This window comes from Acinetobacter sp. Tol 5 (genome assembly GCF_019702905.1).
In the GTDB taxonomy this organism is placed as follows: domain Bacteria; phylum Pseudomonadota; class Gammaproteobacteria; order Pseudomonadales; family Moraxellaceae; genus Acinetobacter; species Acinetobacter bereziniae.
Window position 1 is genome coordinate 2,625,342 of sequence record NZ_AP024708.1, and the last position, 26,930, is coordinate 2,652,271.

Sequence of the window (26,930 nt, forward strand, 5' to 3'; positions counted from 1 at the left end):
AATTCTCTTATATTTTTAGTTAATTAAAGTTGCGAACCAATAAAGAAGTGCAAACGAATTGGTTTTGCTGGATCAGATATTCCAGATGCAACATCAATTCGAATCGGACCAATTGGTGACTTCCAACGTAGACCCACACCTACGCTATATTCAGTATCATTACTAAATGACTTGTCATAAGCATTACCAAAGTCACTAAATACTGCACCACGCCAACCATCTTTAAATTGATAATTGTATTCTAACGAGCCTACAGCTAAACCTTGTCCACCTACTTTATACCCATACTCAACAGGTGATAAACTTTTATAATCAAAACCTCTAAGACTTTGATCTCCACCAGCAAAGTATCTTAAGTTATAAGGTACTTTTTCGAAGTCTTTGGCAAAAATATAGCCCACATTCAGACCACCCACAATTTGATGGTTATCATTTTCGCCAAAAGAATACAAACCTTTCCATTCAGCACTGGTAATTGCCATATCCGTATCAGAGAGTAATGACTGACTACCCAATTGGATTTTATAACTTTGTTTATAGCCACGTGTTGGATTGACACGATTATCACTGATCGTTTTGGTTGCTTCATAACCTAACAATAGTGATTCTTGCTCTTGATCAGAGCCTGGAATCAAAAATGCGTCAGGAATATTGGCTATATCGACAGGTCCATTTTGAGTGACTCGATCTAAACGATAACGCACACCCAGAATATGCTGCCACTCTTTACGTGATCCTTTAATGATGCGGTCAACCCCAGCTACAGCAGATTCAATGACCAAGTCCATGTCATTACCAATGCCATCGCGAGTTTCGCGTTCATAACCGGCAACTAAACTGAAATAATCATTTAAAGGATGTTTATAAGGAATGTTATAACGTGCATCAATTGATTGACGAATCTGTGACAGCTCCATGTTTGCATCAAAGGAATGACCTAAGTGATTGACAATGGCGCGTCTATACTGACCACGCAAACGAACGCCTGTATCTGTTCCATAACCAATACCTGTTTCCAGACTATTTAAACGATCAGCATTTAAAGTCACAATCACTGGGATTTTTTTGGTTTCGCGCGCTTTATCCTTGAGCTGATCCTCATCAGACTCTTTTTCTTTTTGCTGTGCTTGCAGCTGTTTTAAATTTGGGTTGGCTTCTTCGCCCTGAGTCCCGGCAAATTGATTTTCATTAACTACATTCTGGGTAACTTCTTTATCTGACAGATGTGCCTTATCAGCATCTGTTTGTGCTGCAAAAGTTGATTCAGCAACATGCTCCTGATCAACCAAAGCTTGTAAATCTGCTGGCAACTCCAGTGGTTTTACAATCGCATCAGGTTTAATCGCATCTACAAGCGTGTAATTAAAATATCGTGAGTTAGTGAGATTATTTGCCAGACCGTTAACACGCCAAGCAGTATAATCTGCACCATCATTCCACGGTGCTAAAGTTTTTAAGATTTTTAAATCAATCGGTAACGGTTTAGAAGGATCACTCATTCTAAACTCAACATCTTCTAATTTATAACGTTCGCCTGTTTCGTACTTTAAATTAATCTGCGCTTTATTTTGTGGTTGCTCTACTTTGACATCATGCAAACGCCAATAACTATCAAAAAATCCATTATTGGAAGCTGCATCTGCTATTCTGGTTTTGGTGGTTTCATATAAACCATGATTCAGAATATCACCTTCATCCAAGTCAGGTAATACACCAATCACTTGGAACTGAGCAAGATTTGCACCAGGACCTGTGAACTCGATGTTTTGTTCAGTAACTTTTACAGGATCATTTGGAGTAACTTTTACACCTAAATGACTCTCATCAATTTTATTAAATCTAAATTGGGCATTGTAATAACCCACAGCTTGTGCAGCCTGAACTGCAAGTGTTCGCAATTGTGGCACTGAACCATTAAAATCAGAATAAGCTTCTTGAGTAAACGTTCCGAGTTTGGCTTTTAAGTTGTTTGCCAAAACAGGAGGTGCACCTGAAACAGAGACACTGATTTTTGCAATCGGTGCGCCGTTGTCCTGTGGTCCTCGAATTTTATTGACAAGATTTCTAAAGAAACCTTTTTTAGGTTGCTCTTCCTCTGGAAGATTCGCGTTATGATCAACCAGGGTTTTCCCAGCTTCATTTTCCTGAACAGAAATTTGGTTATCTGCACGAATGGTTTGTATCAATTGATCAACATTGACTGGGGCTTGAGTGATCTCGGTTAACTCTTGTTGTGTGGCGTTACTGACTTCAACCTCAGGCGTTTTGCTCATGCCATTACGAAAATTTTGTGCTTCGGTTTTAGCCTGCTCTGCCACACTGTAAATTTCGTTTGCCATAGACTGGTCAACACTGACCGCGGGTAAATCTTCCAAGTCCTCAAATTCAATGGGTTTGAAATCATCCTGAACACCAATATTCTGCTGTTGCTGTTCAAGCATCTTTGCACTATCAAATTGTTCGGGCTGCTGTTGAGCCTGTTTTACTTTCTCATCGAGTTGATCAATTTTCTCGTTCGATAAGCCTTCTTGTCTTGCTGCCGACTCTAATTGTTCTTGATCATGTGTAATATTTACAGTACTTGAGTTTATGTTCTGACTATTCTGTGCTTGCTCTGCGTAACTCACGGGTACTGCAAAAATACTTAAAAAAACACTTGAACATATCAGTTTATTGATATGATAACGATCAAAGTGTAAATGAACACTATGTGAAAGCACAGATTTTTTAAAATTAATTTTTGCTGGCATACCACGCTCGAATGACCTAAATTTATTTGTAGAAAGATCCATGATTAAAAATCTTTCAAATACTCAAACCAATTGGTTTTACACATGATTTAAGGTAAAAACATGATACATGATTTTGAGAGATAGTTACCATTTCAACACATTTCTTATATATAACTAAATGAAGTCTTCTACAATGGAAAAAAATGAGCATATTTTAGGGACCCGACGTTTTTTACCGATGTTCCTCACCCAATTTTTTGGCGCTTTAAACGACAATGTGTATAAACAGTCCTTATTGCTCGTCATTACCTATGGATGGATTCAGCAACAATCAGCAAGTGTAAGTACCTTAAATAACCTTGCCGCACTTCTATTTATTTTACCCTATTTCATCTTTTCTGCGACAGCGGGTCAAATTGCGGATAAGTATGAACGTTCATTTTTAGTTAGAAATATTAAAATTCTTGAAATCATTATTATGCTGATTGCTTCGGCAGGTTTTTTATTGGGTAATTTGTGGATTTTACTGTTTGCTTTGTTTTTAATGGGTACTCACAGCACCTTCTTTGGTCCAATCAAATATGCGATTTTGCCTGAAATTTTAAAACCAAACGAGTTAATGTCAGGAAATGCTTTATTTCAGTCAGGAACATCCATTGCTATTTTGATCGGGATGATTTTGGGTGGCGCGGTTATATCACTCTCTCAAGGGCACATGATTTGGATTTGTCTAACCATTGTCTCAATCGCTGTAGTGGGCTATATAGCGAGCCGCTTTATTCTCAAACAATCAACCTCCAACACTGATTTAAAAATTGACTGGAATTTCTTTAGAACCAGTTTCGAAACCATTCGCTATGCAAAAAGTTTGCCTTTAATCTTTATGGTTCTTTTAGGTAATTCTTGGTATTGGTTCTACGGCGCGACCTACCTGACGCAAATTCCTCAATTGACCCAACAAAACCTGCATGGCAATGAAAACGTGGTGAGTTTACTCCTGACATTTTTCTCTGTGGGAATCGGTGTTGGTTCATTATTATGCCGCAAAATTGGTGGTACTGAAGTGAATATCAAAATGGTGCCATTGGGTGCAATTGGTTTAACTTTATTTGCAATTTACCTTGCAGGCAGTCTGGCTTTTGTTCCTGAACGTACAGGTGATTTGATTTCCGTTACAGATATGTTTAGTTCTGGTGCCCCTTACTATCACGTGATGTTGGCAGTGACTTTACTGGGGATTAGTGGGGGTTTTTATATCGTTCCCCTATATGCCATGATGCAAGCATATGCACCAAAATCACATCGAGCACGCGTTGTTGCTGCAAATAATATCTTTAATGCGATATTCATGGTTTCATCGGCGATTTTTTCTATTATCATCTTAAGTATCTTAAAAATAGATATTAAAATTCTATTTTGTATTACTGCTGTGTTAAGCGCATTGTTTAGCACATGGTTATTAATTCGTTTAAAGCCATTAATCGCAACCACTCAAGTTTCTTTGGAGGACTAATATGCGTCAATATACGGGCATTGATAAATTGATTCATTCTTTTGATCAAGCGTTAAGAAGCTTAGTTCCTGGAGCGACATCTGCACAAAGAGCCAATCCATCCACTGAGACTGAAACTCAACTCGCTGTTAGTGAAGCACGCCATGTAGCAGGTTTAATGCGGGTCAACCACAGTGGCGAAGTCTGTGCACAAGCGCTTTATCATGGACAAGCACTGACTGCAAAACTTCCCAATGTGCGTCGTGAAATGGAGTTTGCTGCCATTGAAGAACAAGACCATTTGGCATGGTGTGAAGATCGTTTAAAAGAGTTGGACAGTCATACCAGTTTACTCAATCCCGTATGGTATGGACTTTCATTTGGTATGGGGGCACTTGCTGGTATCGCGGGCGATAAATACAGTTTAGGCTTTGTGGCTGAAACTGAACGCCAAGTGAGCCTTCACTTGCAACACCATATCAGTCAACTCCCTGCTCAAGATGAACGCTCGCGTAAGATCTTGGTACAAATGAATGAAGATGAATTACATCATCGTGATACAGCATTAACTGCTGGTGGTGTAGAACTTCCAATCCCTGTTAAAATTACCATGACTGCCATTTCAAAACTGATGACCAAAACCAGTTATTATATTTAATGGCAGTATCTAAAAAAATAAGCCCTTGAATTGGGCTTATTTTTTAACTTTATTTTTGAAAATTTTAACTGTTCTAAATATTTAGCTGCTAAACAAAACCACATCTTTATTCTGATTAAATATCACTCTTGACCAAATATCAACTGGGCACTATCAGGCGCCAATTTTGCTGTTTGTACTGGTAATAAAGATGGATTTAAGGGATATTCTTTCCCATCAAATTTTAACATCACTTGCCCATGCTGATGTGTATATACAAACAGTTGCTTCCAGCCGTTGTGCATATAACTGGTCACATATACAGGTGTGTCTACCAAAGTAGTTTTGCTTAAAAACTCAAACTGCTGATTTGCTCCACCTTTAAAGACCAACATAGTACAGCCCCCAGAGCCACACCAATCCTGTCCGCTTAGAAGGACAATCGCATCCTCCACTCCATCTTGATTCAGGTCATTAAATGCAACATTAAATGTAGGCTGACCCTGAGTATAACTTTCTACTTGCTGTTTCAAGTGTATCTCACGCTGTTGCAATGATAACGAACTTGTCGATTTAGCAGGTTGCTTTTGTGGTTTTTCATGACTTGTTGTACAAGCACTTAACAAAAATGCAGCACTCATTAAAATCATAGATCGAATATTCATATGTACTCACCTTATGCGGGTAGATCAATCACAGGAAATTGATGAAGTGGATAGCTGAATCGTACATCTTGCCAAAGATCAAACATTGGGATTTTAACGTCCAAAGCCAGTGGAAGTTTTTTGGGATTAAAATGCATTGTATTTAACTCCGCTCCCCAAGCAATTAAATCAATATCCAAAGAAATATGATGAGATGGTCGGGTACGTCCTGACTCTGCTTCCATCTGTTTTAATTGACAGATCATCTGATCGACTGATAAATGGCTTTTTAATAAACAGGCAGCATTCCAATAATCTGCACCAATTCCATCACGACAAGGAATTAAATAAATTGGAGAAAAAACAGCTTCCCCCAGTTTTTTAATTTGAGTCCATGATTTTTGAAAATGATGTTGTGGTTGATTATTACTGGCTAGCGCTAGAGCGAATATCGTTTCGGTGGCGTTCAAGACGAATTCCTACAGAATTTGCTTGCGGGATAATAGCAGGCTTACGGATGGTAATCATAATCGATTCAATCGCAGGAAAGGTAGAGAAAAGCGCATTTAACACCAATTTCGCCGCATGTTCGATCAATTTTGGGGCAGCATCTTGAATCACTTTGGCTGAAATGTCACAAATCTCAGCATAATTTAACGTATGTTCAAGTTCATCAGAATTTGAAGCTTGCTCTAAACTGGTTTGAATATGCAAATCAAGCATTAAAGGCTGGATAATTTGACGTTCCCAGTTAAAACAGCCAACAACAGTATCGACTTTCAAACCTTCAATAATAATTGCATCCATGATTTTAAAATTTCTCTTATTCAATGAAAAACCCTTGCGAAAATGTATTTATCAAGACTTGTCGTCAATCTTTCAAATACTTTTCACAAGGGGCGCTTCATATTAATGCTTTAATAATGATGCTGGGTCGATATTTTGAATCATCTGCAAACGTTGGTCAGCATAGATATCTGTATAGGGTGCAAGTACTCGCATAAAACGATCAAAATACAGCATTTGCTTAAACAATAAAGCAAAATCACGTGGGAAACGTATACCATGACGCTCCCCGACAGCAACCATATCCATCATGATATCGTTAAGATCAGATGGATTTGAAGTCATGATTTGCTGAGGATCAGCAAGCAATACACCACTAAATAAACGTTCCAAATCGTCTGCTAAAACGTGAGTGTCAATTTGAGTACTGGTCATACCCATTTGCAACATATTTTCAGCCATCAGTTTGTAATCGGTCTTTTGCAATGCATCCATAAATGCCATACATGCTTGCCAAACTTCAGGTTTTAACTGCCCCACAATCCCAAAGTCGATAAAGCCAATTCGTCCATCTTCTAACAACATTAGGTTGCCTGCATGTAAATCTGCATGGAAAGATTGGCACAGCATTAAACTACCAAACCAAGTATTCATTGCTGTAATCAGTACCTGCGAAGGGTCTTTAGCAACTTTTTTGACTACTTCAAAATCTGTCAGCGGTACACCATATAAACGTTGCATTGTAAGAACACGACGAGTAGAAAATTGATGATAAACCTTAGGAGCTGTTGCAGCAGTATTTCGAGAGACATTCAAATAATTGACAAAATCATCTAAATTTTTAGCTTCTTCAATAAAATCAACTTCACGAACCATACGTGTTTTGATTTCTTCAACAATGTCAGCCAAAGAAGCAAATTTAACTTTAGGTATTGCTTTTTCCAAAACCTTGGTTGCCCAATGTAGAACGTTTAAATCAGTATAAAGAATGGTTTCTACACCAGGCTTTTGAACTTTGATTACAACATCTTCGCCAGTGACTAAACGTGCAGCATGCACTTGTGCAATGGATGCTGAAGCTAATGGCTTTTCATCAATAGAAGCAAATATTTCTGACAAATCACGCCCTGCAAACTCTTGTTGCAACACACCTTGTACATAACTAAATGGTAAATAAGGGGTCTGATCCAAACAACCTTGAAACTCTTCAACATATTCACGAGGAAATAATGAGGGTGTACTGGCAATAAATTGACCTAATTTAATATACGTTGAACCTAATGATTCAAAGGTTTCACGCATCAACTTGGCATTACTGGGCTTTTCTGTGGCATATTTAATGCCTGCTTTCGCTGCAATTACAGCCGTTTCCCCAACGCGGGCGACTGAACGCAGACCATCGAGAAAGATATTATTTTTCATAATGTCAACATTAAATTGAGTTTGTTGGAGTTTAACAAATTAATCAGTGTTTGCAGTATGGCTAAGCTGACAGTTTGTACAATCTTGATCTTTTTCAAAGGATAAAATTCGTTGTTTCATTGTTAAACCATCCCACAGCAATAATTTTTGCTTGAGCGGTGTCCTTCCCAGACCGAGGTATAAAAGTGCATGATGTGCCTGTAAACTGGCGATGACATTTGGAGTTGTCGCCAATACGCCAGAGTCCGCACAACGTAAGCTTTCATTTTGCTGCTGCCCTTTGGGAAATAGGCACTCATAACAAGCTGAATCCCCTTCAACCATAAACAGCTGACCTTGAAAACCAATTGCGGAAGCACTAATCAAAGGAGTTTGAGCATGTGTACAGGTTTGATTGACAAGATAACGTGTAGCAAAGTTATCACAACCATCAAGCACCAAGTCTTGTTGTGAGATCAGCATTTGTGCATTTTGTTGATCAAGCCGGCTGGTATAATGTTCTATTTGAATAAAGGGATTAATCTGTTGCAATCGTTTGGCTAATATTTCTGCTTTATAGAAACCAATATCTGGCTCTACATAGGCAATCTGTCTTTGTAAGTTACTTATTTCTATAATATCTGCATCAATCAGGCTAATTTTACCCACACCTGCGCGTGCCAATAGCTCAGCGGTGGTACAGCCAATCCCACCGCAGCCTACAATCAGGATATTGGCAAGCTTTAATTTTTCCTGTGCCTCTAAATCCCAACCATCTAATAAAATCTGGCGCGAATAGAGGTGCATTTCAGATTCGTTCAGTTCTAAATCCATATCCATCATGTACTAAAAATAATTCCGCTGTTCCCATCTGCAATATAACATTTTCAAGGTTTATCACGTAGAACATTGTAAAAATGAATCTGAAATAAGTGCTTGAACAATAGTATTTGCTCAATGACCTATCCAAAGTAGAAAGTTGCTAAATTATTTTATTTATCGCAAATATTTTTCAAGTATTATTTTAATATTGAAAATTTATAAATTTCATTCTACATTAGCTTAGAAAAAAATTTCACACTGAGTATGGCTATGGAACTTGACCGTTACGACAAACAAATAATAGAAATATTAACCCATGAAGATATCAACTTAAATGAATTGTCAGAACGCATTAATCTATCTGTGAGTTCAGTACACCGTCGCATCAAGCATTTGATTGAAACAGATATCATGACCAATCTAAAACGTGATATTAACTTCGAAAAATTAGGCTTTAAGCTACATGTGATTTTACAGATTTCACTCAGTAAACATGACACTGATACTTTTGCAAAATTTTTAGAAGAACTAGAAAATATTCCAGAAGTAATCAATGCCTTTTTAGTCACGGGGCAAACCGCAGATTTCTTGGTTGAAGTGATTGCTAAAGATATGGAAAACTACAGTGAAATTTTACTTAAACGTATTGGTAAAATTGATCATGTGGTCGCGCTACACTCAAGCTTTGTGATCAAAGAATATAATCGAGTATTTAACTGTACTGGCTTACTCAATCGTATTTAGTTGCTGATTCGTGTGCTGACGTTCTATAAGACAAATAAGGGATCTCTCCTTCCCTTATTTAGACAAAAATCAATTTTTTTAATTGAAATGATCTTAATTGTTGTTTGTTAATTTAAGTAGAAATGAATCAAACTGCACTTTATCAAGAAACTTTAAATCAATATTGCTACCGTCGATAAAAAAAATTTTTGCTTGATGAATGTTTCCTTGTATCGTCTCAACTTCCATAAACTTGATGTTTGCTGAATTAATGTATTTATCTCTATATTTTACAAACACTTTTTATCCTTAAGAATGAACCAATTTTACTGATCAACCGATCATTTAAAATTAATCAAAAACGAGACACAAGTCAAATATTTTTAAGTAAATGTTAAATATATAAAATAATAAGCTAAATTTATCTGCCTTTAAAAAGACAATTGATCAGTTGTTTAAACATGATGATTTACTCAGTAAAACGATATTTTAGCTATTTACTGTTCTCATTATTACCATGTCCTTGATCTTTTAAACAACTTCAAACGTGGCGAAAAGCTATTGATTTTATAGAGTGGTGATAACTCAGTTACGGCAGCATTTAACAAATAAAAACCAGCATAAAAAAACGCACTCGAGAGTACGTTTCTTTTACACAAATTAGAATTAATTTTCTAATTCAGCTAAAACTTCGTCGGTAAACTCAACATTGGTATATACGTTTTGAACATCGTCCAAATCTTCAAACATATCAATCATCTTCACGATGAGTTTTGCTTGATCCACATCAGAAATGAGTGCTTTGGTTGATGGACTCATCACCACTTCAGCATTGTCAGATTTCAAGCCTGCTGCAGTTAAAGCATCTTGTACATCACCAAACGTTTCTGGTGTAGTAATTACCAAGATTTCGTCTTCATCGACTTCGATATCTTCAGCACCTGCCTCTAAAGCAATGTCCATGATCTTGTCTTCTAAAGAAACATCTTCAAAAGTAATTTCACCACGCTTGGTAAATAAGTAAGCGACCGAACCTGCTGTACCCAAGTTACCGTTGGTTTTAGAGAAACAATGACGAACGTCTGGTACTGTACGATTGAGGTTATCAGTCATCGTTTCAACAATAACTGCTACACCACCAACACCATAACCTTCATAAGTGACTTCTTTTAAATCATCGTTATCTTCACCACCAGCACCACGCTGAATAGCACGATTAATGGTGTCACGTGTCATATTCACTGAAAGTGCTTTTTCAACAACAGCACGTAGACGAGGGTTACTTCCCACATCAGGACCGCCAAGTCTTGCTGCTGTGGTTAATTCACGAATATATTTGGTAAATACTTTACCGCGACTTGCATCTTGTTTTGCTTTACGATGCTTAATATTGGCCCACTTGGAATGACCCGCCATGCGAAATATGCTCCTGTAGATTGGCCTTATGCCATATCAAATTGCAGCAATTCTACCATAAGCACTTTTTTATGAGAAAGTGCTTATTTTTTAGTTTTGATGCAAATTAAGAGTTTTTTGGCTCAGGAATTACAATATCCAATCCTGTGTGCTCTTTATATAACCGTTTAATTTCTGCGAGATCCTGATCTAAATCATTTGGATAAATTTTTCCAAAAATTCCACCTTGCTTGGTTTTTGAGTTGGCATACATTAAAACAATCGGTACACCTGCAGCTTTGGCTATATGCCAAAAACCTGTACGAATCGGTTTACGTGCTTCTCCGCGTTCAGCACGGGTAGCTTCAGGCGCGATCACCAAATTGAATTCATCCTGACTTTGAAACAATTCAACCATCTGTGAAACAATATCTTTATTTGATTTACGGTCAACAGGAATCCCACCAATTTTTTCTAAAATTGGTTTCATGGGTCCTTTAAATAATTCTTTCTTGATTAAAGTATGAATTTTAATGTTATGAATTTGAAATATAGCAAGTGAAAGCACAGCATCCATCATAGACGTATGCTCAAAGCCAATAATCACTTGTTTTTTTTCAAGTACACTTTGATCCACGTCATAAGACCAACCCGAGAGCTTAAAGGTAAGTTTTCCCAAAAACTTTTTCATATAACATGTATGCCTTAAAAATTTGATTCGAGGATTGTCTGAGCAAAAGCAAAAAAAAACAATCACTATTACGCTTATTTTTCTACACTTGTATATTTTATCTTAGAACAATCGTCTTTTCTTAAAGCAACCAAAACATCAATGGATTTATTTATACAAATTTGAAAAGTATCAGACTTATATCCTGATCATAAGCCGATACACGACATCACAACGCAATAAATTTAAAAATGCAGTAGATTTTAAATTAATAGACCTCTTGCGAAAGTAGGTTTTTGGGTCATTTAGCTATATGCAATACCTTTATATAGTCAAACCGCCTGATTATTCATACAAGGGATTTGGATGATTCTTTTATTTTGTACTTTTGAATCATAAACAGTCTTGCTATCACGACGCGACATGGATGTCGCCATGTTGAGCGGGGGTATGAGGATGTACCCCTCGCTCAACGGAAGATTTTTGTTACTTTTCATCTCTGAAAAGTAGAGTATCGCCTACGCAAAACAATTTAAACTTTAGAGCTAAAGCATGGCAGTGCAAGCTTTATTTCATCAAACAATATATTGATCGCTTTAATTTTATTGATCAAGAGAAATGATATTCTACTGTATGAATTTTTCAACAGATTGACTATATAACAAAGATCATCACAGCTGCTCAAATTTTGACTAACGCAAGAGGTCTAATATAAACCATTGATCGACCTAAAAAATGTCAAATAAAACTGATCGCTTATAAAATATAAATCTAAAGTTTAAAAACAAACACTGTTATATCCGTGCTCATCTCCTTATTCTTCATAATACATTGTTCTACATCCTAATCGTTTTTCAAATAGAGAAATGAGTATCGATTTTAAAATAAACCATGACATATCAGCTTTTTTTTAAGAAACGCTTATATTTAATCCACTCCCCCTTTTATTTTAGTATTTTTGAATATTGCATTAACTCACTCAATTAATTATAAAATTCACCTAAAAAATAATATAACTTAAAAATTAATTTAGCGATACTAATTTGTTTTATGCTTTTTTAACACAATCAAAAAATAATTCAATTTATCAAAAAGTAAAACTACGTCATTATTTTGCAATATTTTATTTGTATAAAAAATAAACTAAAAAATATAATTTTTTTAAATAAATTTCTGATTTTCATTTAGATATAATATTAATACTTTATTTTTCATTACTTTTTAGTCTTAATTGCACTTTTAAATTTGAGTTTTTACTCTACTTGTTGATTGTTTTGTGTAATTTTAAATAACTCATTGTCAAGAAGACAATGATGATCTTTAAAGGATGAATCTAATGAAAACAAAAAAGATGTTTCAAAAAGCCATCGTTACAACTTCTCTATTGTGTCTTACAGGGGTTAGCCAAGCTGAAGATTTTAAACGCTTTTCAGTTTCTACAGGCTGGCTACATATGACGTCTATGGGAAAAGCGCAGCCATTTAGAATCAATACTTCGGTTGGTGCGAATACAAAAGCAGCGGTGGGTGTAATTTCAGGGCAAACAATTTTGGATAATGTGGATCAATCTCGTATTGATGCGATGGACCCAACACTCATCGAGTTACTTAATACGCCCAGTAGTACAGAAGGTCGATATTTATTTGATGATTTACTCGAAGTTATCATGGCTGATGACCCCACTTTGATTGATCAATTAACAGGAATTGCTGAAATCAATGGCATTGCCAATTGGACATCAAATGCAGGTTTAGAAGTTGAAGATGTTGATACACTCGGTTTGATGTTTACCTATAATGTTACAGACAATGTTGCTGTTCAGCTGATTGGCGGTGTCCCACCTAAAGTTGATTTAAAAGGCAAAGGTGCTGTTTATGCACCCTTCACCGCAACATCTCAACCTCTTCAAGGCTTGGTTGGTGATCTATACTTAAAGAACAATCTTTTGATTACAGATTTAGATCGCTATAACACTGCTGCTTCTGCCAGAGCTTGGACACCCGCAATTCAAGCACAGTATTATTTTGGAAAATCTGGTGTCAATAAATTTAGACCTTTTGTTGGCGCAGGTGTTATGTATGCCTATTTCAATGATATTAAAATCAATTCAGGAATTAAAAATGATTTGGTCAATGCGGGGCATATGATCCAAAATATTCATGATGGTCAGGCAGGTGCTTCACTTGAAGGCAAACCATCAAGTGGCAATATGAAAGTTAAGGTCGATGCTACAGATGCACTTGCACCTATCGTCACGGCTGGATTTACCTATGACTTTAAACCAAACTGGTTTGCTACGGCATCTATTTCATATGCTAAATTAGATAATACAGCGACAATCAGTGTGGTGAATACCAATAACAATGCAAAATTAATCCAAGCGAAAACTAAAATCGAGATTGATCCACTGATCTCATACGTTGGTGTTGGTTATCGTTTCTAATTTTTAACATATAAAGTAATAAAAATTGAAGTCATTTTTTATATTCGATAAAGGAATGACTTCAATTAGGATTTAAAAAATTGGACTCGAAAATGAATTTGCATTTATTCGCTAAAAACCTGTAGGTCAAACGCATTGGCTATCGTATTCATCTTCATACAGCGTAAATAAAGCAAAATTGCGCATAACAAATAATTTTTAGGTTTTATTAAAATACTTGAATAGTAAAATTAAATAGAACAACAAAAAACAAGATAATAGGTGAAATTCGGCTTAAACAAAACTATTTAAATCAATAAAACTCGACTACTTATCAAGCAAATAAAAATATTAAGAACAATCATTTTTCTAAATTTGTTGCAATTTCGTGACAATACTTTCATTATATGCAAAATTTTTAAACAGATATTGATCATTAAAAATTTTAACTATACTTAACTAAACTTTGGGAAAAAGATGAAAAAATTACTTTTAGTATCAATTTTGGGTGCTCTATCAGTAACTAGCCATGCAGCGAATACTGAAATTCAACCTTATGTGGGTGCAGGTTATACATATTTAGATAATGATGTTGATATTCACTTTTTGGGACTTAATGCTGGTGTTCAATTCAACCAATATATTGGTGCTGAAGCATTTTGGAACAAATCAGTAAATGACATCAAATTTGATGAAGACTTTGAAGAGCTAGGCGTAAGAACTGATGCAGATGTTCAATATTATGGTGTTGCTTTAACGGGTAAATATCCTTTAGAAAACAATTTTTATGCTAAAGGTATGATTGGATATACACGTGTTGATCTTGATGTAGATGCTCAATTTTTAGGTTATAAAGTATCTGAAAGTGAAGATGATTCAGGTGTGATTATTCAAGCTGGTGGCGGTTATAACTTTACCAAGAATATTGCAGCTGAATTAGCATACACATACATTAGCGCTTTTGATGGCTTTAATGGTGTGAATCTTCAATTAAAATATAACTTCTAAGTTAACAATAAGAAAGAAGGATAAATATCCTTCTTTCTTAAATCACAAAGTAAAATAAAAACGATATACATCATTCATCATACTGATCGTTTGATATGAGTTAGCGATTCAAAACACCAATAATTACTTAAATAAAATTTTTTAGGTAAATTTCGCTCAGTCAATTTATTTTATTCATCTTATAAATAATGACGAATTTAAAAGTAGCGATAGCAAGCATAATAGACATGCTGCTTCAGTATCAAATTTAAACTCGTGTTTTATAAAAAACTTAGATATTGCACAAGATTTAAAACACATCATAATTTTACTTGATCAACAATCCCCGTAATAATAAATCTAAAGCTGCTCGTGCATGTATTGATCTTTGTACATTATCTCCCCCTTCAGCAATCCAAAATGCAGCTTCTGTTAGACTGCCATAAATTAAAGAAGCAATTGCTTGTGGGTCAACGGGTTCAATCACATTCTCTTGGAGAAGTTTTTCAATGAGTTCTTGCATCGAATCAATACAGTCTTTTTGTGACTCTAATGAGCTTCCTCCTAAAACAGCGCGGGCATCACGAAGGACAATACGTTGGAATTCTGGTTCTAAAGCCATATCTAAATAACGATGACAACGTTGACTAAAACCAAGCCAAGCATTTTCAGCATGATCAGAAATAAACTGTAGCTGATGATCCATCTCACTATCAATTTGCTTCACAACCGCTGCTAATAGTCCTTTCTTATCTCCGAAATGATGATAGAGCGCTCCACGAGTAAAGCCTGCTTGAGCAGTCAGGTCATCCATTGAGGTCTCTGCATAACCCTTTTCACTAAATACTATACGTGCCATTGCAATCAAAGCTGCACGGGTTTCTTCCATTTCAGCACGGGTGCGACGAACCATAAAAAACTCCTTACATACATTTCGTATGAATATTTACATACACCTCGTATGAATGTATGCTTTATTCATACGCAGCGTATGTATTTTACAAAATCCTTGTATCTTTACAAGAAATCATTTTTAGGAAGACCGAATGATTGATGCATATCGAGAATTATTTTTAAAACCCCATACGACCACATTCACGATGGCTGGTTTAATTGCCCGTATTGCTTTGCCGATGAGCAGTATTGGAATCATCCTTATGATTTCACAGTTGTATGATAGTTATGCCCTTGCAGGTTTAGTGTCGGCTACATTTGTCCTAACTTATGCGCTTATTTCACCACAAGTATCAAGGCTTGTTGATCGCTATGGACAAAGAGATATACTTCCAATCGTAACGATCATCTGCACAGTTGGCTTTGTTATCTTAATTTATAGTGCTTGGAAGCAAACTGGCAATTGGTGCTTATTTATTGGAGCATTTTTAGCAGGTTTTATGCCAAGCATATCGGCAATGGTGAGAGCCCGTTGGACAGAACTTTATCGTGATCACCCCAGATTACAGTCGGCTTATTCCTTAGAAACAGTACTTGATGAAGTGTCATTTATTATTGGACCTCCCTTATCTGTAGGCTTATCTATCATTTTATTCCCTCAAGCCAGCTTAATCGTTGCAATCTTATTACTGATTATTGGCGTTATTATATTGGTTCTTCAACGTGCAACCGAACCCCAATTGGACGATTTAAATACCCATCTGCCGAATTCTGGGTCGATTATCCAGCTTGCAAATATACGTTTACTGACTTTACTTATGCTGAGTATGGGCGTTATTGTCGGTACAGTAGACATCGTGAGTGTCGCCTTTGCTGAAGCAGTTTCTCAACCCGCTGCTGCGAGTCTAGTCCTCTCTGCTTATGCTCTAGGATCATGTATATCGGGTCTGTGGTTTGGTGCACTTAAGCTGTCAATGCCCTTACATCGACTTTTATTATGTGGCGGTGTAGCTACAGCCATCGCAACCATTCCCTTAGCTTGGATTAACAGTATCGCTATTCTGACTTGTGTTGTATTTGTGGCTGGAATATTTTTCGCACCGACGATGATCGTGGCAATGTCACTGGTAGAACGTCTTGTCCCGAAACACCGCTTAACTGAAGCAATGACATGGTTATTGGCTGGTTTAAATATTGGTGTAGCACTAGGCGCAGCAAGTGCAGGGCAAATGCTTGATCGCTATGGTTTAGAATATGGATTCTTGATCGCCTTGGGTGCGGGTGCAATCATATTCATCCTTGCACTATTTGGAAATTATCGTTTAAGACATCATGAACAATCGTCAGCTTAAAATCATTCTTCCTTAGAGCAATAGTTAAGATAAAGCTTTTTTGCATTGAATGATGGTTTTTTTAAAGCGCTTTTAGACAGCTAACATTCCATTTTACAAAACTGGTGAACTTCAAAATCATTTAAATTGAAGTTCATTTCTCAGTATTACTATTTAAAAAATCTATAGATTCAAATATCTAAAATAAACCACGCTCAAGTTTTTCTTGGTCATTTTTTTGCTTTTAAGCAGTCTGTCTCCTGATCCAATTTAAACAGCTCATAGATCAGTTCATTTTTTTCTGGCATTGTAAAATCAATTTTAACTTTTTCTGGAGAATCAAACTGATGGTAACTTATTGTAAATTTTTTAGAATGGATTAACTCTCCCATCAGTCCACAGGATTCCTGCGGATCAGTCGCAACAAATAAAATTTGTATTGCTTTTAATCCCTCATCCGCAAAGTCTGTTGATTGCAGTTTCTGATTAATACCATTACCCATGCTGATATATATCGGCTTATTGGAATCAATAAATCGAGCAGTTTTACTTACTCCTGAATCATCAGTCAATGCGACGGAAAGAGTTAAAAAAACTGCTTTTTCAGGATAACCCAGTGCTTTCGCAAAATTACCTTCTTTTTGGTATAGCCGAATTGCCTCATGACCAGAGTCACTGTAAAGCCTCAAACTATCAATCGCTTTAAAGTTATCCGAGATAATTTGCTTCTGCCAATCATTTGCATAGCAAAAAGTTACTGCCATTGAAAGTTGGAGTAAATAAACTAATTTAACAAGTGTGGTTATTTTTGTTGGCATCATTGGTAATCCCCCCTCAAAATGATTGAAAATCTACTTCCGTAAGAGATCCATTATATTTAACTAAAAAATTATATTAAATTATTACACTCAAACTGTGTGCTATTTTTAGGATGCGAAAATAAAATATTCCAGCTTTCCTCTAACTGCATACCAATAGCCCCCTTTGTTAAGACATCATTTTTAGCAATTTTTCTAGGAGTAATTATTTCCAATTGATCATTTTTATTACAAAATATATAACTTTGCTTATATTTCTTTAAAAATACCCACCCATTTTTTTTCAAAACAAGCTCTTTATCTTTAATGAAAATATTATAATTAAAATTATTTTCATTAATAGAATAAGATACATCATCAGCACTATAAGATGAAAAACTCATTTTATCTCTTAAAACAATGCCAAAAATTAGCTCGGCTTGGCTTGAAAAATACTGATTTTTTTTTGATTGAGAAATATCATAGTCTTTTTCCTTCGGGTTAGTGCAACTTAGTAAAAAGAAACTCAATATACAAATACACAATCTATTTTTATTCATTTTATTCTCTCGATAATTTACCAGCAATAATAAACTTCAACCTCATTAATATGATCACAAAAGTTTTACTATTCACATTAAATTTGGTTTATTGAAAGTTGCTTGATATAGCTTCCTGATCACCAATGAAAGTTTTATATAATAAAATCTTTTACTCTCAATACAATTTATTTTTTATTTTCTATTTCTTTACTATAAGGATATAAATCGTCATAATCAAATCTCTTCCAATAATCTTTCCAATTAGGATCTATATTCAGTTTATTTAATTTAACAAATTCTTCGTTTTTAATTTTCTCAATGGCATCACGATTTCCTAGTTTAGCTGATTTTTGTAAAAACTCTGAAGCCATTCCGTAATCTTTTATTTTTAAAAAGCCCATAGCCTGACTATATTCAACGCCCCCTCCATCTCTCCCCATGTTTTCACTTTTTTGATACCATATTTTTGCCTTTATTAGATCTCTTTTAATGCCATACTCCTCATGGTATGCATCCCCTATTAATTTCATAGCTTTAGGATCATTTTTTAAAACAAGAGGATACAAGTTTTTGTATGCCTCTAAGTAATCTCCTGATTTAACTAAGGATACAAAATCAGTGTAAGGTTTTTCTTCTATCTTTCTATGCTTATACTGATAATCCTTAATTAAAAAAAACACTATTATTGATATAATAAATAACATAAAGATAAAAAATATCGCTCTATACTTTATATTCATTTGATCACTCACTTTTCAATTATCATTTTAGGGCTTGTACCGTCAAATAATCGTTTCAATTTAAAGAACTTAGATGTACCTGAGTCATTCATTTTATTCACTGTAATACCCCCATGTGAGATACTTCCCTCATGTAAATAAAACTCTCCTCTATTTCTTAACCTTCGGTTTATTACCCCTTCATCAAAGCACCAAGACCCACCATATTTATCGACTCTTTTCATATCATAAGTACCTGGTAACGGAGGCTCAATAACTTTAGTGTTTAAGCATCAGTTGAATAAAACGGGTATAGCCTGTTTATAATAACGGTACAAAGCTATCTGGTTCATATACATAGTGTTTTGTGTAGTCTTGTGTATTGAGTTGATTTTGTATGACTTCTAGATAATGAATCCTTGCCACCAAGACTTTTTATAAAAAATATATTTGACTATGAGTTTCTTCACAGTCAAATACCTTATAATTTTATTTTCATAAACTACAACTCTTGAAAATAATGTTCGTGCTTTAAATATGCACTACTAAATCTAGCTCTAAATTTACTATTTTTCTGTAAATTATTTTTTGGTTGCCAAAATTCTTTTTGAATTACCCAATCATAAACTGTAATATTCACAGGGTATTTAGTAAGGATACATTTTAGTTTATTTTCAAAAATATATTTTTCAGCTTCATTCTTTTGAATAAAACATCCAATAATATTTAAATTTTCACTACTTTGTATAACCCAAATATAATCATCATTCATGTCTTCACCTAATATATGGTTTCCAAACCATATGGATCACAATATTGTTCATAGCTCACCCCTAAAGTTTCTGCCTCCATAACACAAAGATATTTACTTGATAAAGAGCTATCCTTACATTGAGGAATTGTAAAAATATGCATAGCACTTTGAAAAACTCATTATATCTACAGCTTTTAAGGTTGTTCCAGTAGATTTGGGAACTTTGTAATATTGATGTTCTCGGATAAACTTTATATTTTACTTCTATTTATAATTTTGACATTTTACTCTCAATAAAATTATATTTATCCATAAATTTCCCATATATATCTACATCTGCATCAAATTTCTCTTGATTATTAGCTATATGATACAAAATAGGTTTAAGCTCAGGATATACATCTTTAATTACATTTGGTTCTTTTCTTACTCTTTCTTCAATCAAATTAAAAAAAATACTGACAGCACTTGAAGTATCATCATTTAAAGCTGTTACTTCAATATATTTTTTTAATCCTAAGATATAGTAATTAAACACTTTATCAGGCATATATTGTAATTCGAAGGCTCTCTCCATTAAAGATGAATGAAGCATTTCCATCATGTCATTAAGACTTTTATCCATATACTTATCAAAAGTATATTGTGCATCATAGTCTATGGGATCTATCTCCCCCCAATCAGAAATAGTGGGTATAATTTCAACATTCATAAATTCATTCTCCACTTTATACAATTAAAATAATTCTTTTTGCACACTTAGATACTGTCATATTACACTAAAAACAATTAATTATTAAAAATCTGTAATTTAAAAATATCTTCTAGCCATTTCATTAATTCCATAAATTACTTCACTACTTTCATCTAATCTATTTTTTTCAGCCAATTCCTTCATGTCAAAAATATCTTGTGGAGTCATTTTATTTAAAAGAATATCTAAAACCACATATTTTAAAGTTTCTTCTTCCATATTTTTTGAAAAAATTACTATAATTTCTTTTAATTTTTCGATCTGATTTTTTGTCAATTTGTCATAATCATTATAAAGATGAAACATAAAATTATATGCTCCTCTGCTAGACATTAAATCACCATCCATAAATATTTTCTCATACAAATCAAATATTTCATTAGGAAATTCTTTATCTAATAGAATAGAGTATTCAATTTCACGAACCATATTAGAAAAAAATTTACTATTATTTTCTTTCTCTTTACGAGAAAAAATTTCTTTCGTTATTTTACTTAAATCTATCATAATTTTCCTAGCACCCACATCCTTGTAAAATAGTTAAAAATATAATTTTATTCACAATGATATTCTAATCAATCTTCACAACATCAAAAATTTCAACTCAATCACAACCATCCACACCCGAATTACTATACGCATAATAAATCAGCCAATTATTAAAATTACTAATCTTAATAGCGCCACCATCTTTATCAAAATATTCCATTTTTTCTGGGTATAAAACGCCTAATTTATTATAAACACCATAACAATACACATTAAACCCTTGATAATCATATTTCTTAACCCACCCATTTTGTATTATTTTTTTCTCTACATTAATAAAATCAGACTTACTCATAGTAGACTTAGATATGACAATGTTTGACATTTCAGCACTGGATTTTACTATTCCTGGTTTATATTCATATTGATAACCATTGAAAACCAATTTAGAGAATTCCTGAATATCGACCTTATTTTTGAGTGAATTATTATTTACACAAGATACTAAAAAAAAGGATAATCCTAGTATAGAAAATAATGTTTTATACATTTCACATCCATAAATTTCCATCAACTATTATCTAAAGTTGGTTTATTTCAAAATATTTAGTTTTTTCTCAATAAGAAACATTCAAAAATAAGCACTCCTACAATATAATGTCCCTTCTCCTTATAAATAATACCTATATTCCATTGATCCAACAAGATAGATTTCATATATAATTATATATATCTTACATTAATCAAGACTTAAGCAGAAAAAATCTTTGATTTATATGACACCATATAAAATCCAAATAATTTAAAAATCTGTACCAGGAAGAGATTTAATAAAATTCACTCAAAACACAACATCTTTACAATATGATGTTCCTTCTTTTATATACTTTATGCTTACCCCCCACTTATCGAGAGAACTAGATTTCATATATAATTTTTGACCAAATTTATCATAATACTCCATTTTTCTAGGATAAATAATTGTCATTTGATTATATCGATCATAACAAAAAACATATTGATCATCAGATGTATAAACCAACTTCCATTTTTTCTGAATTTTCCTTTTTACTATTTCAAAATCAGATAAGGATAAATCAGACTTAGGAATAAAAACATTATAGTAATTCGCAAAACCTCGTTGCATGCCCTTCTTTAAATCATAATTATAGCCATTAAACAAATAAGAAACCTCTTTCTCAACGTTAATTTCATTTTTTTTTGAATTATCTTTATTTATTCCATTACATGCTTGTAAAAATAAAATTAAAAATATTAAAAAAATAAGTCTAGCCATAATTTATTACCCTATAGATTATTTAATTTTATTTTCTAATTTGATCAACAAAATCAAATAGGCTGAAATTTTCACTCTTTTCACCGTATGAAAAACTAACACCATTGGAACCAAATCCAACTCCACCCTCAATCCCAAAAGTTCCACTAGATGATAATGTACTTGAATTCAAAGGAATTGTTACGCCAACTTTTACTAATTTCCCACTAGAAACGCTTACAGCCCATCCCCCTAAGAAATTATCTGTTTGTTCAGCTATCGGATCGAACTGGTTTTTACCAACAATATGCCCTGCCATACAACTTGCTCCTCCCATCTCTTTAACAATTTTTGAAACTTGACCTAGGGTTCCACCTCCCAGCTTGTATTTGTTATTAATTGATTTCTTCCCAACATCATTCAATGATAATTTATTTTTATAAGATTGAGCCTTATTTATGCTTTTTGCAGCTTCAATAGGATCCATTGTTAGTGATGACCATATTTGTCCATTATGTAGATTTATAACTTCCGTTTTTCCTACGGCACCTATACTACTACTACATACTAAATAGTCAATAAACTGAGAATTTACAGCAGGACAAAGATGTCTATAGGCATTCTTGCCTAATACTGCTTGTGAACGAATACCGCCAGGCTGTCTTGCACTTGGAATATTGTCACAAATCACATCACGATAAAATTCATCGCCCTCCATAATACGCTTTAATTCAGCTTTTTGCTTTTGCTTTTCTATTTGTAGTTTTTGTTGCTCATAATTATTTCGATTTTGCTCATTCGATGATTTTGCCCAATCATTATATTTTTTATTTTCATCATCTATTGCTTTTCTTTGTTGCTTAATTCGCTCTAATATTTCTTGATTTCTTTGCTGATCACTTTTACTAGCCATCAAACCTAGTGGATCTACCCACTGATTTGGGTCATTTACATAAACAGAATTATTTAGACCGCCAATTAGTCCGAATGGGTCTTTACTCACATACCTTGCACTATACGGCTCGTAATAACGATAACGATTATAGTGTAAACCTGTTTCTTGATCCTTGCGCATCAGACCGAGCAATGCTCGATCTTTGCTCATGCCCTTGGAATCTTAGGTTACTTTGCTCAAGTGGATTGTCGTGTTCGGTTGTCTTAAATTCTAAAGCCGTGCCCCATGTGTCCTGTTTAATTTCCCAAATACACTCGCCTAACTCATTGCTTAAGGTTTGTGGCGTGCCCACTTGGTCACAGTGATAAAACGCAACACGTTCCAATTCAGCTTTGTTCTTTCGGGTGTCTGTTTTCCACACTGGGTCTTTATAAATCGAATAAGGTATACTTAGAACTTTTGATAGATCAAACTTAATCTAATCTATCATTATTAATCTTTTACCACACAGCTTATATTATTTTTGGCAACTGTATAATTTAAAGTTATTGAAACTTTTTTATAAAATTGATAAGTGAAATAACCTGCATTGACTCCATCTAATTCTTGTTTATCAGTGGGGAAAGTCACACCAATTGCTTGATTTTTTTTACAGTAAAGTTCACTAAAATTATTCTTATCAACCAATACCCACCCCTTTTGAGCAAGCCTCGGTTTTACCTCTTGTAAATAAGTTTTATTATCGAAAAAACCCACTCTTTCTACAAAGTAGAAAAAATCTGATGATCTAACTGATTGAGTATCATATAAGACCAAATCATAATTTGAGAAAATATATTGTATTTCCTTTAAATACTTAGCTTTATTTACATCTACTTTAGTTTCAAGTTGTTCCAAGCTTTGCCCATGTTCAAATTTTTCTTTTTTACAACCAAATAATATTATTGAGATAATTGATAATACAATAAATTTTTTCATTATAATCCCCCAAATGAACGCATTAGCCCTATTGCATAGGGTTCAGTATCTTTAGTATTACCAATATGTTTACTATGAGAAAAATCAAAGTATGTTGCACCAGGGGTTGAAATTCCGCCTCCTGGATTAACCGCAATTTTACCCCCTTTTGCTATAGGCATATCAGCACCTGCTGCCAAACCAAAAGGTCCACCGTATGATACACCAAATGATTCCCCACTCATTGCCGAATCTGTCAAAGCTGATCTATTTAATTTCGAATCCAACTGTCCTAAAGAAAAACCTAAACAACCTGCGCCAATAGTTGATTTACCAGATAATTTATCATAGCTTGCCTTAGTAAGCCCAATCCCACCATAAATGTTACCATTGTGCACATTCAACCCAACACTTCCACTGCCTACATAGTAACTGCCAGCACAAATTAAATAGTCAATTTCAATATTACATTTTCCACTTGGACACTTTGATTTCATTTCCTTATATTTCGAAGGTATTTTATACCCCCCTAATAAACCACCAGAATAAGGTTCCTTTATATTCTTAGGTAAAGGTTGATTGTAAATTTTTTGTTGCTCAGACCAATAGTCAGATACTTTTGTTACCCCCCATTTACTTTTAGCTTCTTGTGTTCGATTTTCTTGATTCTTTAAAACTGAAGCGTTATTTTTTTCTAACTTATCCTTATCACCTTGAGCCATCAACCCCATCGGATCAATCCACTGATTTGGATCACTTACATAAGCAGAATTATTTAACCCACCAAACAACCCAATCGGGTCTTTACTCACATACCTTGCACTATACGGCTCGTAATAACGATAACGGTTATAGTGTAAACCTGTTTCTTTATCGTAATATTGACCCTGAAAACGGATATTACTATGTCCAAATGGATTGTCTTGTTCGATTGCCTTAATTTCTAAAGCCGTACCCCATGTGTCCTGTTTGATTTCCCAAATACACTCGCCTAACTCGTTGCTTAAAGTTTGCGGAGTACCGACTTGATCACAGTGATAAAACGCAACACGTTCCAATTCAGCTTTGTTCTTTTGGGTATCTGTTTTCCACACTGGATCTTTATAAATCGAATAAGGGACATCTTGGAATTGACGATAATCAGGTGTTTCTATCAGTTGAATAAAACGGGTATAGCCTGTTTGTAATAACGGTACAAAGCTATCTGGTTCATAAACATAGTGTTTGGTGTAGTTTTGTTTGTTGAGTTGATTGGAGTTAGTTTTGTATGACTCCCAGATCATCAAGTCACCATCCCAACCAAATAAAGTAAGTTCTGAGCTATGTGCTGTTTTGGCGTCATTGAGGCTGTGTTTGTATAATCGACGACCAAATACATCATAACCATAGCTTGTAATTTGACCATTGTGATCGCTTTGTATCAGTCGATTGAGGTTATCCCAAGTCAGTTTTAAGGTCTGACCTGATTGACTGGTTTCAATCACATTGCCTTGCGCATCATATTTGTAGTGCTTGCCTTGATATTGGGTGATCAGGTTATTTTTGACTTGTGATGTTTGTGTCGCAATCGGGTCGATTAAGTTCCCCGCAGGATCAAAACTAAAGCTTTCAGAACTATACGGATTTTGTGCTTTAATTAAGCGCCCAATTGGGTCGTATTGATAGCTTAATTTACCTAATCGGCTGTCATCCACCTGAGTCAGTAGGTAGTTGTTATCATAGTGGTAATGTCGTTCTGCTTGATGTTTTGCTTGTTGTAATTGGAGTTGTTGTAACTGATCGAGTGTTTCGTGTTCATGTCGAATGATTTGTGAACTGAGTAAGCCCATATCATTATAGTTTTTGTTTTGCACCAAACCATTGGCAAGCAAGCGTGTGGTTTCTCGGTGTAAATCATCTCGCTGGAATGCCACCATGTCTTGTTGGTTAAAAGCAATGCCATAGATGTGTCCTGAACCATAGCTGAGATTGGCTTGGACTTGTCCATCAGGTCGAATGGTTTGGGTCAAATTGCCCAATTCATCGTATTCGTAACGTAGCACTGCGCTCAGTGCAGGCAGATTCGGGACTTTGTAGTGTTGGTGTTCTCGTACCAATTGCCCAAGTGGATTGCGATAAAAGTCAATTTGGCTTTCTGCATTGCTGGCTTTGCTCAATTGGCTATTTAAGTTGTATTCAAATTCTTCAACTTGACGATGTCGAGTTTGCAGATGGGTATAGGTTTTTGATGCAATCGCTCCACCCTGATGGTAGCTAAATTCAGTCAGAATATTCGGTTGGCGGATTTGCGATAGGAATCCATTCTCATCATAACTAAAGTGTTTTTCTTCTCCATCAAAGGCTTGTTCACGGATCAATTGCCCATAACGGTTGTAGTCAAATAAGTATTCAGCATGGTTTTGGTTGATCAGTTTTTGAATCCGACCTTGTTTGTCCCATTGGTAGCCGATTTGGTGTCTATTGGCATCAATGCGTTGTTCTAATAACCCAACTGGGTTGTATTGGTATTGGGTGATTAAGCCTTTGCTATCGATATGTTTGAGTAGACGCCCTTCTTCATCGTGTTCAAATTGTTCTTTTAATCCATCAGGATAAATGATGGTTTGCAGCTGTCCTTTGTCTTTGCCTTGAGTGCTATATAGATATTGGACTTGTTGTGCATCCGCAGCAGCTTGTGCTGTCAGTGTTCCGTCTTCATCATATTCCCAAGCACTGCTTTTTCCTGAACAGTCGGTATAGGAGATCATTTGCCCAAGGTCGTTATATTGGATTTTCTTTGAGCCACCTTTGGCATCAATAGAGGTGGATCAG

24 protein-coding genes and 2 pseudogenes are annotated in these 26,930 nt (G+C 34.8%); 6 read left to right on the plus strand and 20 right to left on the minus strand.

Annotation, left to right across the window (positions count from 1 at the left end; all coding sequences use genetic code 11):
- Positions 1-23: 23 nt before the first annotated feature.
- The gene (locus TOL5_RS12330; protein WP_199995777.1) at positions 24-2,750 is read right to left on the minus strand and encodes an autotransporter assembly complex protein TamA; all 2,727 of its coding nucleotides are present in this window, start codon (positions 2,748-2,750) and stop codon (positions 24-26) included.
- Positions 2,751-2,925: 175 nt separating this feature from the next.
- Between TOL5_RS12330 and TOL5_RS12335 the strand changes: the two genes are divergently transcribed.
- Both TOL5_RS12335 and coq7 read left to right on the plus strand, forming a co-directional pair.
- Positions 2,926-4,245, plus strand: a complete 1,320-nt coding sequence (locus TOL5_RS12335; RefSeq protein WP_100885040.1) for an MFS transporter — start codon at positions 2,926-2,928, stop codon at positions 4,243-4,245.
- 1 nt (position 4,246) lies between these two features.
- On the plus strand, positions 4,247-4,882 hold the full coding sequence (gene coq7, locus TOL5_RS12340) for a 2-polyprenyl-3-methyl-6-methoxy-1,4-benzoquinone monooxygenase (protein ID WP_004831102.1): 636 nt from the start codon (positions 4,247-4,249) through the stop codon (positions 4,880-4,882).
- Between the two features lie 122 nt (positions 4,883-5,004).
- On the opposite strand, the gene TOL5_RS12345 is transcribed toward coq7, so the two are convergent.
- From TOL5_RS12345 to TOL5_RS12365, 5 genes are all read right to left on the minus strand, one after another.
- The gene (locus TOL5_RS12345; protein ID WP_200026481.1) at positions 5,005-5,526 is read right to left on the minus strand and encodes a hypothetical protein; all 522 of its coding nucleotides are present in this window, start codon (positions 5,524-5,526) and stop codon (positions 5,005-5,007) included.
- 11 nt (positions 5,527-5,537) lie between these two features.
- Complete coding sequence (locus TOL5_RS12350; protein WP_005029423.1) at positions 5,538-5,975, minus strand: 2-amino-4-hydroxy-6-hydroxymethyldihydropteridine diphosphokinase; 438 nt, start codon at positions 5,973-5,975, stop codon at positions 5,538-5,540.
- On the minus strand, positions 5,932-6,312 hold the full coding sequence (gene folB / locus TOL5_RS12355) for a dihydroneopterin aldolase (protein ID WP_005029425.1): 381 nt from the start codon (positions 6,310-6,312) through the stop codon (positions 5,932-5,934). The genes TOL5_RS12350 and folB overlap by 44 nt, the downstream gene beginning before the upstream one ends.
- Before the next feature lie 102 nt (positions 6,313-6,414).
- Complete coding sequence (locus tag TOL5_RS12360; protein WP_005029427.1) at positions 6,415-7,713, minus strand: ABC1 kinase family protein; 1,299 nt, start codon at positions 7,711-7,713, stop codon at positions 6,415-6,417.
- Between the two features lie 39 nt (positions 7,714-7,752).
- Positions 7,753-8,535, minus strand: a complete 783-nt coding sequence (locus TOL5_RS12365; RefSeq protein ID WP_221260352.1) for a HesA/MoeB/ThiF family protein — start codon at positions 8,533-8,535, stop codon at positions 7,753-7,755.
- A gap of 249 nt (positions 8,536-8,784) precedes the next feature.
- Here TOL5_RS12365 and TOL5_RS12370 point away from each other — a divergent pair, with 249 nt between their 5' ends.
- A complete protein-coding gene (locus TOL5_RS12370) occupies positions 8,785-9,258 on the plus strand; it encodes an Lrp/AsnC family transcriptional regulator (RefSeq protein WP_221260353.1) in 474 nt (157 codons plus the stop codon).
- Between the two features lie 645 nt (positions 9,259-9,903).
- Here the strand turns inward: TOL5_RS12370 and TOL5_RS12375 are convergent.
- A complete protein-coding gene (locus tag TOL5_RS12375) occupies positions 9,904-10,653 on the minus strand; it encodes a YebC/PmpR family DNA-binding transcriptional regulator (RefSeq protein WP_004831110.1) in 750 nt (249 codons plus the stop codon).
- Positions 10,654-10,759: 106 nt separating this feature from the next.
- Positions 10,760-11,323, minus strand: a complete 564-nt coding sequence (locus TOL5_RS12380) for a 1-acyl-sn-glycerol-3-phosphate acyltransferase (RefSeq protein ID WP_221260354.1) — start codon at positions 11,321-11,323, stop codon at positions 10,760-10,762.
- Between the two features lie 1,315 nt (positions 11,324-12,638).
- On the opposite strand from TOL5_RS12380, the gene TOL5_RS12385 reads away from it, so the two are divergent.
- Both TOL5_RS12385 and TOL5_RS12390 read left to right on the plus strand, forming a co-directional pair.
- Positions 12,639-13,745 carry an OmpW/AlkL family protein gene (locus tag TOL5_RS12385; RefSeq protein WP_042088622.1) on the plus strand — a complete coding sequence of 369 codons (1,107 nt, stop codon included), beginning with the start codon at positions 12,639-12,641 and terminating at the stop codon, positions 13,743-13,745.
- Between the two features lie 456 nt (positions 13,746-14,201).
- The gene (locus TOL5_RS12390) at positions 14,202-14,732 is read left to right on the plus strand and encodes a porin family protein (protein ID WP_004831114.1); all 531 of its coding nucleotides are present in this window, start codon (positions 14,202-14,204) and stop codon (positions 14,730-14,732) included.
- A gap of 307 nt (positions 14,733-15,039) precedes the next feature.
- Here TOL5_RS12390 and TOL5_RS12395 read toward each other — a convergent pair whose 3' ends face one another.
- Entirely contained in the window at positions 15,040-15,624 is a 585-nt protein-coding gene (locus TOL5_RS12395) for a TetR/AcrR family transcriptional regulator (protein ID WP_151781743.1), read from the minus strand.
- 133 nt (positions 15,625-15,757) lie between these two features.
- Between TOL5_RS12395 and TOL5_RS12400 the strand changes: the two genes are divergently transcribed.
- Positions 15,758-16,957, plus strand: a complete 1,200-nt coding sequence (locus TOL5_RS12400) for an MFS transporter (protein ID WP_121775830.1) — start codon at positions 15,758-15,760, stop codon at positions 16,955-16,957.
- A 209-nt stretch (positions 16,958-17,166) separates the two neighbouring features.
- Here TOL5_RS12400 and TOL5_RS12405 read toward each other — a convergent pair whose 3' ends face one another.
- The 11 genes and pseudogenes from TOL5_RS12405 to TOL5_RS12455 all read right to left on the minus strand — a co-directional run.
- The gene (locus TOL5_RS12405; RefSeq protein WP_121775831.1) at positions 17,167-17,757 is read right to left on the minus strand and encodes a hypothetical protein; all 591 of its coding nucleotides are present in this window, start codon (positions 17,755-17,757) and stop codon (positions 17,167-17,169) included.
- Positions 17,758-17,825: 68 nt separating this feature from the next.
- Positions 17,826-18,293 carry a hypothetical protein gene (locus TOL5_RS12410; RefSeq protein ID WP_042088631.1) on the minus strand — a complete coding sequence of 156 codons (468 nt, stop codon included), beginning with the start codon at positions 18,291-18,293 and terminating at the stop codon, positions 17,826-17,828.
- A gap of 167 nt (positions 18,294-18,460) precedes the next feature.
- Entirely contained in the window at positions 18,461-19,015 is a 555-nt protein-coding gene (locus TOL5_RS12415) for a sel1 repeat family protein (RefSeq protein ID WP_155395011.1), read from the minus strand.
- A 481-nt stretch (positions 19,016-19,496) separates the two neighbouring features.
- Positions 19,497-19,766 carry a DUF7710 domain-containing protein gene (locus TOL5_RS12420; protein ID WP_121775832.1) on the minus strand — a complete coding sequence of 90 codons (270 nt, stop codon included), beginning with the start codon at positions 19,764-19,766 and terminating at the stop codon, positions 19,497-19,499.
- 250 nt (positions 19,767-20,016) lie between these two features.
- Positions 20,017-20,460: a hypothetical protein gene (locus TOL5_RS12425; RefSeq protein ID WP_121775833.1), complete on the minus strand. Its 444-nt coding sequence runs from the start codon at positions 20,458-20,460 to the stop codon at positions 20,017-20,019.
- Between the two features lie 99 nt (positions 20,461-20,559).
- Positions 20,560-21,009, minus strand: a complete 450-nt coding sequence (locus TOL5_RS12430; RefSeq protein WP_221260355.1) for a hypothetical protein — start codon at positions 21,007-21,009, stop codon at positions 20,560-20,562.
- Between the two features lie 97 nt (positions 21,010-21,106).
- Positions 21,107-21,541: a hypothetical protein gene (locus TOL5_RS12435; RefSeq protein ID WP_042088610.1), complete on the minus strand. Its 435-nt coding sequence runs from the start codon at positions 21,539-21,541 to the stop codon at positions 21,107-21,109.
- A 291-nt stretch (positions 21,542-21,832) separates the two neighbouring features.
- Positions 21,833-22,288, minus strand: a complete 456-nt coding sequence (locus TOL5_RS12440; protein WP_227544220.1) for a hypothetical protein — start codon at positions 22,286-22,288, stop codon at positions 21,833-21,835.
- Between the two features lie 28 nt (positions 22,289-22,316).
- Positions 22,317-23,631 (minus strand): annotated as a pseudogene (locus tag TOL5_RS12445) (RHS repeat domain-containing protein); the annotation flags it as partial.
- Between the two features lie 23 nt (positions 23,632-23,654).
- On the minus strand, positions 23,655-24,140 hold the full coding sequence (locus tag TOL5_RS12450) for a hypothetical protein (RefSeq protein WP_227544211.1): 486 nt from the start codon (positions 24,138-24,140) through the stop codon (positions 23,655-23,657).
- Positions 24,140-26,917 (minus strand): annotated as a pseudogene (locus TOL5_RS12455) (RHS repeat-associated core domain-containing protein); the annotation flags it as partial. The pseudogene TOL5_RS12455 and the gene TOL5_RS12450, both read right to left, overlap by 1 nt.
- Between the last annotated feature and the right edge of the window lie 13 nt (positions 26,918-26,930).

Bases quoted from the DNA above. Each gene is read 5' to 3' on its own strand.
- TOL5_RS12450 (WP_227544211.1), bottom strand. From the start codon at position 24,140: ATGAAAAAATTTATTGTATTATCAATTATCTCAATAATATTATTTGGT.
- TOL5_RS12395 (WP_151781743.1), bottom strand. From the start codon at position 15,624: ATGGTTCGTCGCACCCGTGCTGAAATGGAAGAAACCCGTGCAGCTTTG.
- TOL5_RS12430 (WP_221260355.1), bottom strand. From the start codon at position 21,009: ATGATAGATTTAAGTAAAATAACGAAAGAAATTTTTTCTCGTAAAGAG.
- TOL5_RS12405 (WP_121775831.1), bottom strand. From the start codon at position 17,757: ATGATGCCAACAAAAATAACCACACTTGTTAAATTAGTTTATTTACTC.
- TOL5_RS12440 (WP_227544220.1), bottom strand. From the start codon at position 22,288: ATGGCTAGACTTATTTTTTTAATATTTTTAATTTTATTTTTACAAGCA.
- TOL5_RS12420 (WP_121775832.1), bottom strand. From the start codon at position 19,766: ATGAATGATGATTATATTTGGGTTATACAAAGTAGTGAAAATTTAAAT.
- TOL5_RS12365 (WP_221260352.1), bottom strand. From the start codon at position 8,535: ATGATGGATATGGATTTAGAACTGAACGAATCTGAAATGCACCTCTAT.
- TOL5_RS12380 (WP_221260354.1), bottom strand. From the start codon at position 11,323: ATGAAAAAGTTTTTGGGAAAACTTACCTTTAAGCTCTCGGGTTGGTCT.
- TOL5_RS12345 (WP_200026481.1), bottom strand. From the start codon at position 5,526: ATGAATATTCGATCTATGATTTTAATGAGTGCTGCATTTTTGTTAAGT.
- TOL5_RS12335 (WP_100885040.1), top strand. From the start codon at position 2,926: ATGGAAAAAAATGAGCATATTTTAGGGACCCGACGTTTTTTACCGATG.
- TOL5_RS12375 (WP_004831110.1), bottom strand. From the start codon at position 10,653: ATGGCGGGTCATTCCAAGTGGGCCAATATTAAGCATCGTAAAGCAAAA.
- coq7 (WP_004831102.1), top strand. From the start codon at position 4,247: ATGCGTCAATATACGGGCATTGATAAATTGATTCATTCTTTTGATCAA.
- TOL5_RS12385 (WP_042088622.1), top strand. From the start codon at position 12,639: ATGAAAACAAAAAAGATGTTTCAAAAAGCCATCGTTACAACTTCTCTA.
- TOL5_RS12360 (WP_005029427.1), bottom strand. From the start codon at position 7,713: ATGAAAAATAATATCTTTCTCGATGGTCTGCGTTCAGTCGCCCGCGTT.
- TOL5_RS12435 (WP_042088610.1), bottom strand. From the start codon at position 21,541: ATGTATAAAACATTATTTTCTATACTAGGATTATCCTTTTTTTTAGTA.
- TOL5_RS12425 (WP_121775833.1), bottom strand. From the start codon at position 20,460: ATGAATGTTGAAATTATACCCACTATTTCTGATTGGGGGGAGATAGAT.
- TOL5_RS12370 (WP_221260353.1), top strand. From the start codon at position 8,785: ATGGAACTTGACCGTTACGACAAACAAATAATAGAAATATTAACCCAT.
- TOL5_RS12410 (WP_042088631.1), bottom strand. From the start codon at position 18,293: ATGAATAAAAATAGATTGTGTATTTGTATATTGAGTTTCTTTTTACTA.
- TOL5_RS12330 (WP_199995777.1), bottom strand. From the start codon at position 2,750: ATGCCAGCAAAAATTAATTTTAAAAAATCTGTGCTTTCACATAGTGTT.
- folB (WP_005029425.1), bottom strand. From the start codon at position 6,312: ATGGATGCAATTATTATTGAAGGTTTGAAAGTCGATACTGTTGTTGGC.
- TOL5_RS12400 (WP_121775830.1), top strand. From the start codon at position 15,758: ATGATTGATGCATATCGAGAATTATTTTTAAAACCCCATACGACCACA.
- TOL5_RS12390 (WP_004831114.1), top strand. From the start codon at position 14,202: ATGAAAAAATTACTTTTAGTATCAATTTTGGGTGCTCTATCAGTAACT.
- TOL5_RS12415 (WP_155395011.1), bottom strand. From the start codon at position 19,015: ATGAATATAAAGTATAGAGCGATATTTTTTATCTTTATGTTATTTATT.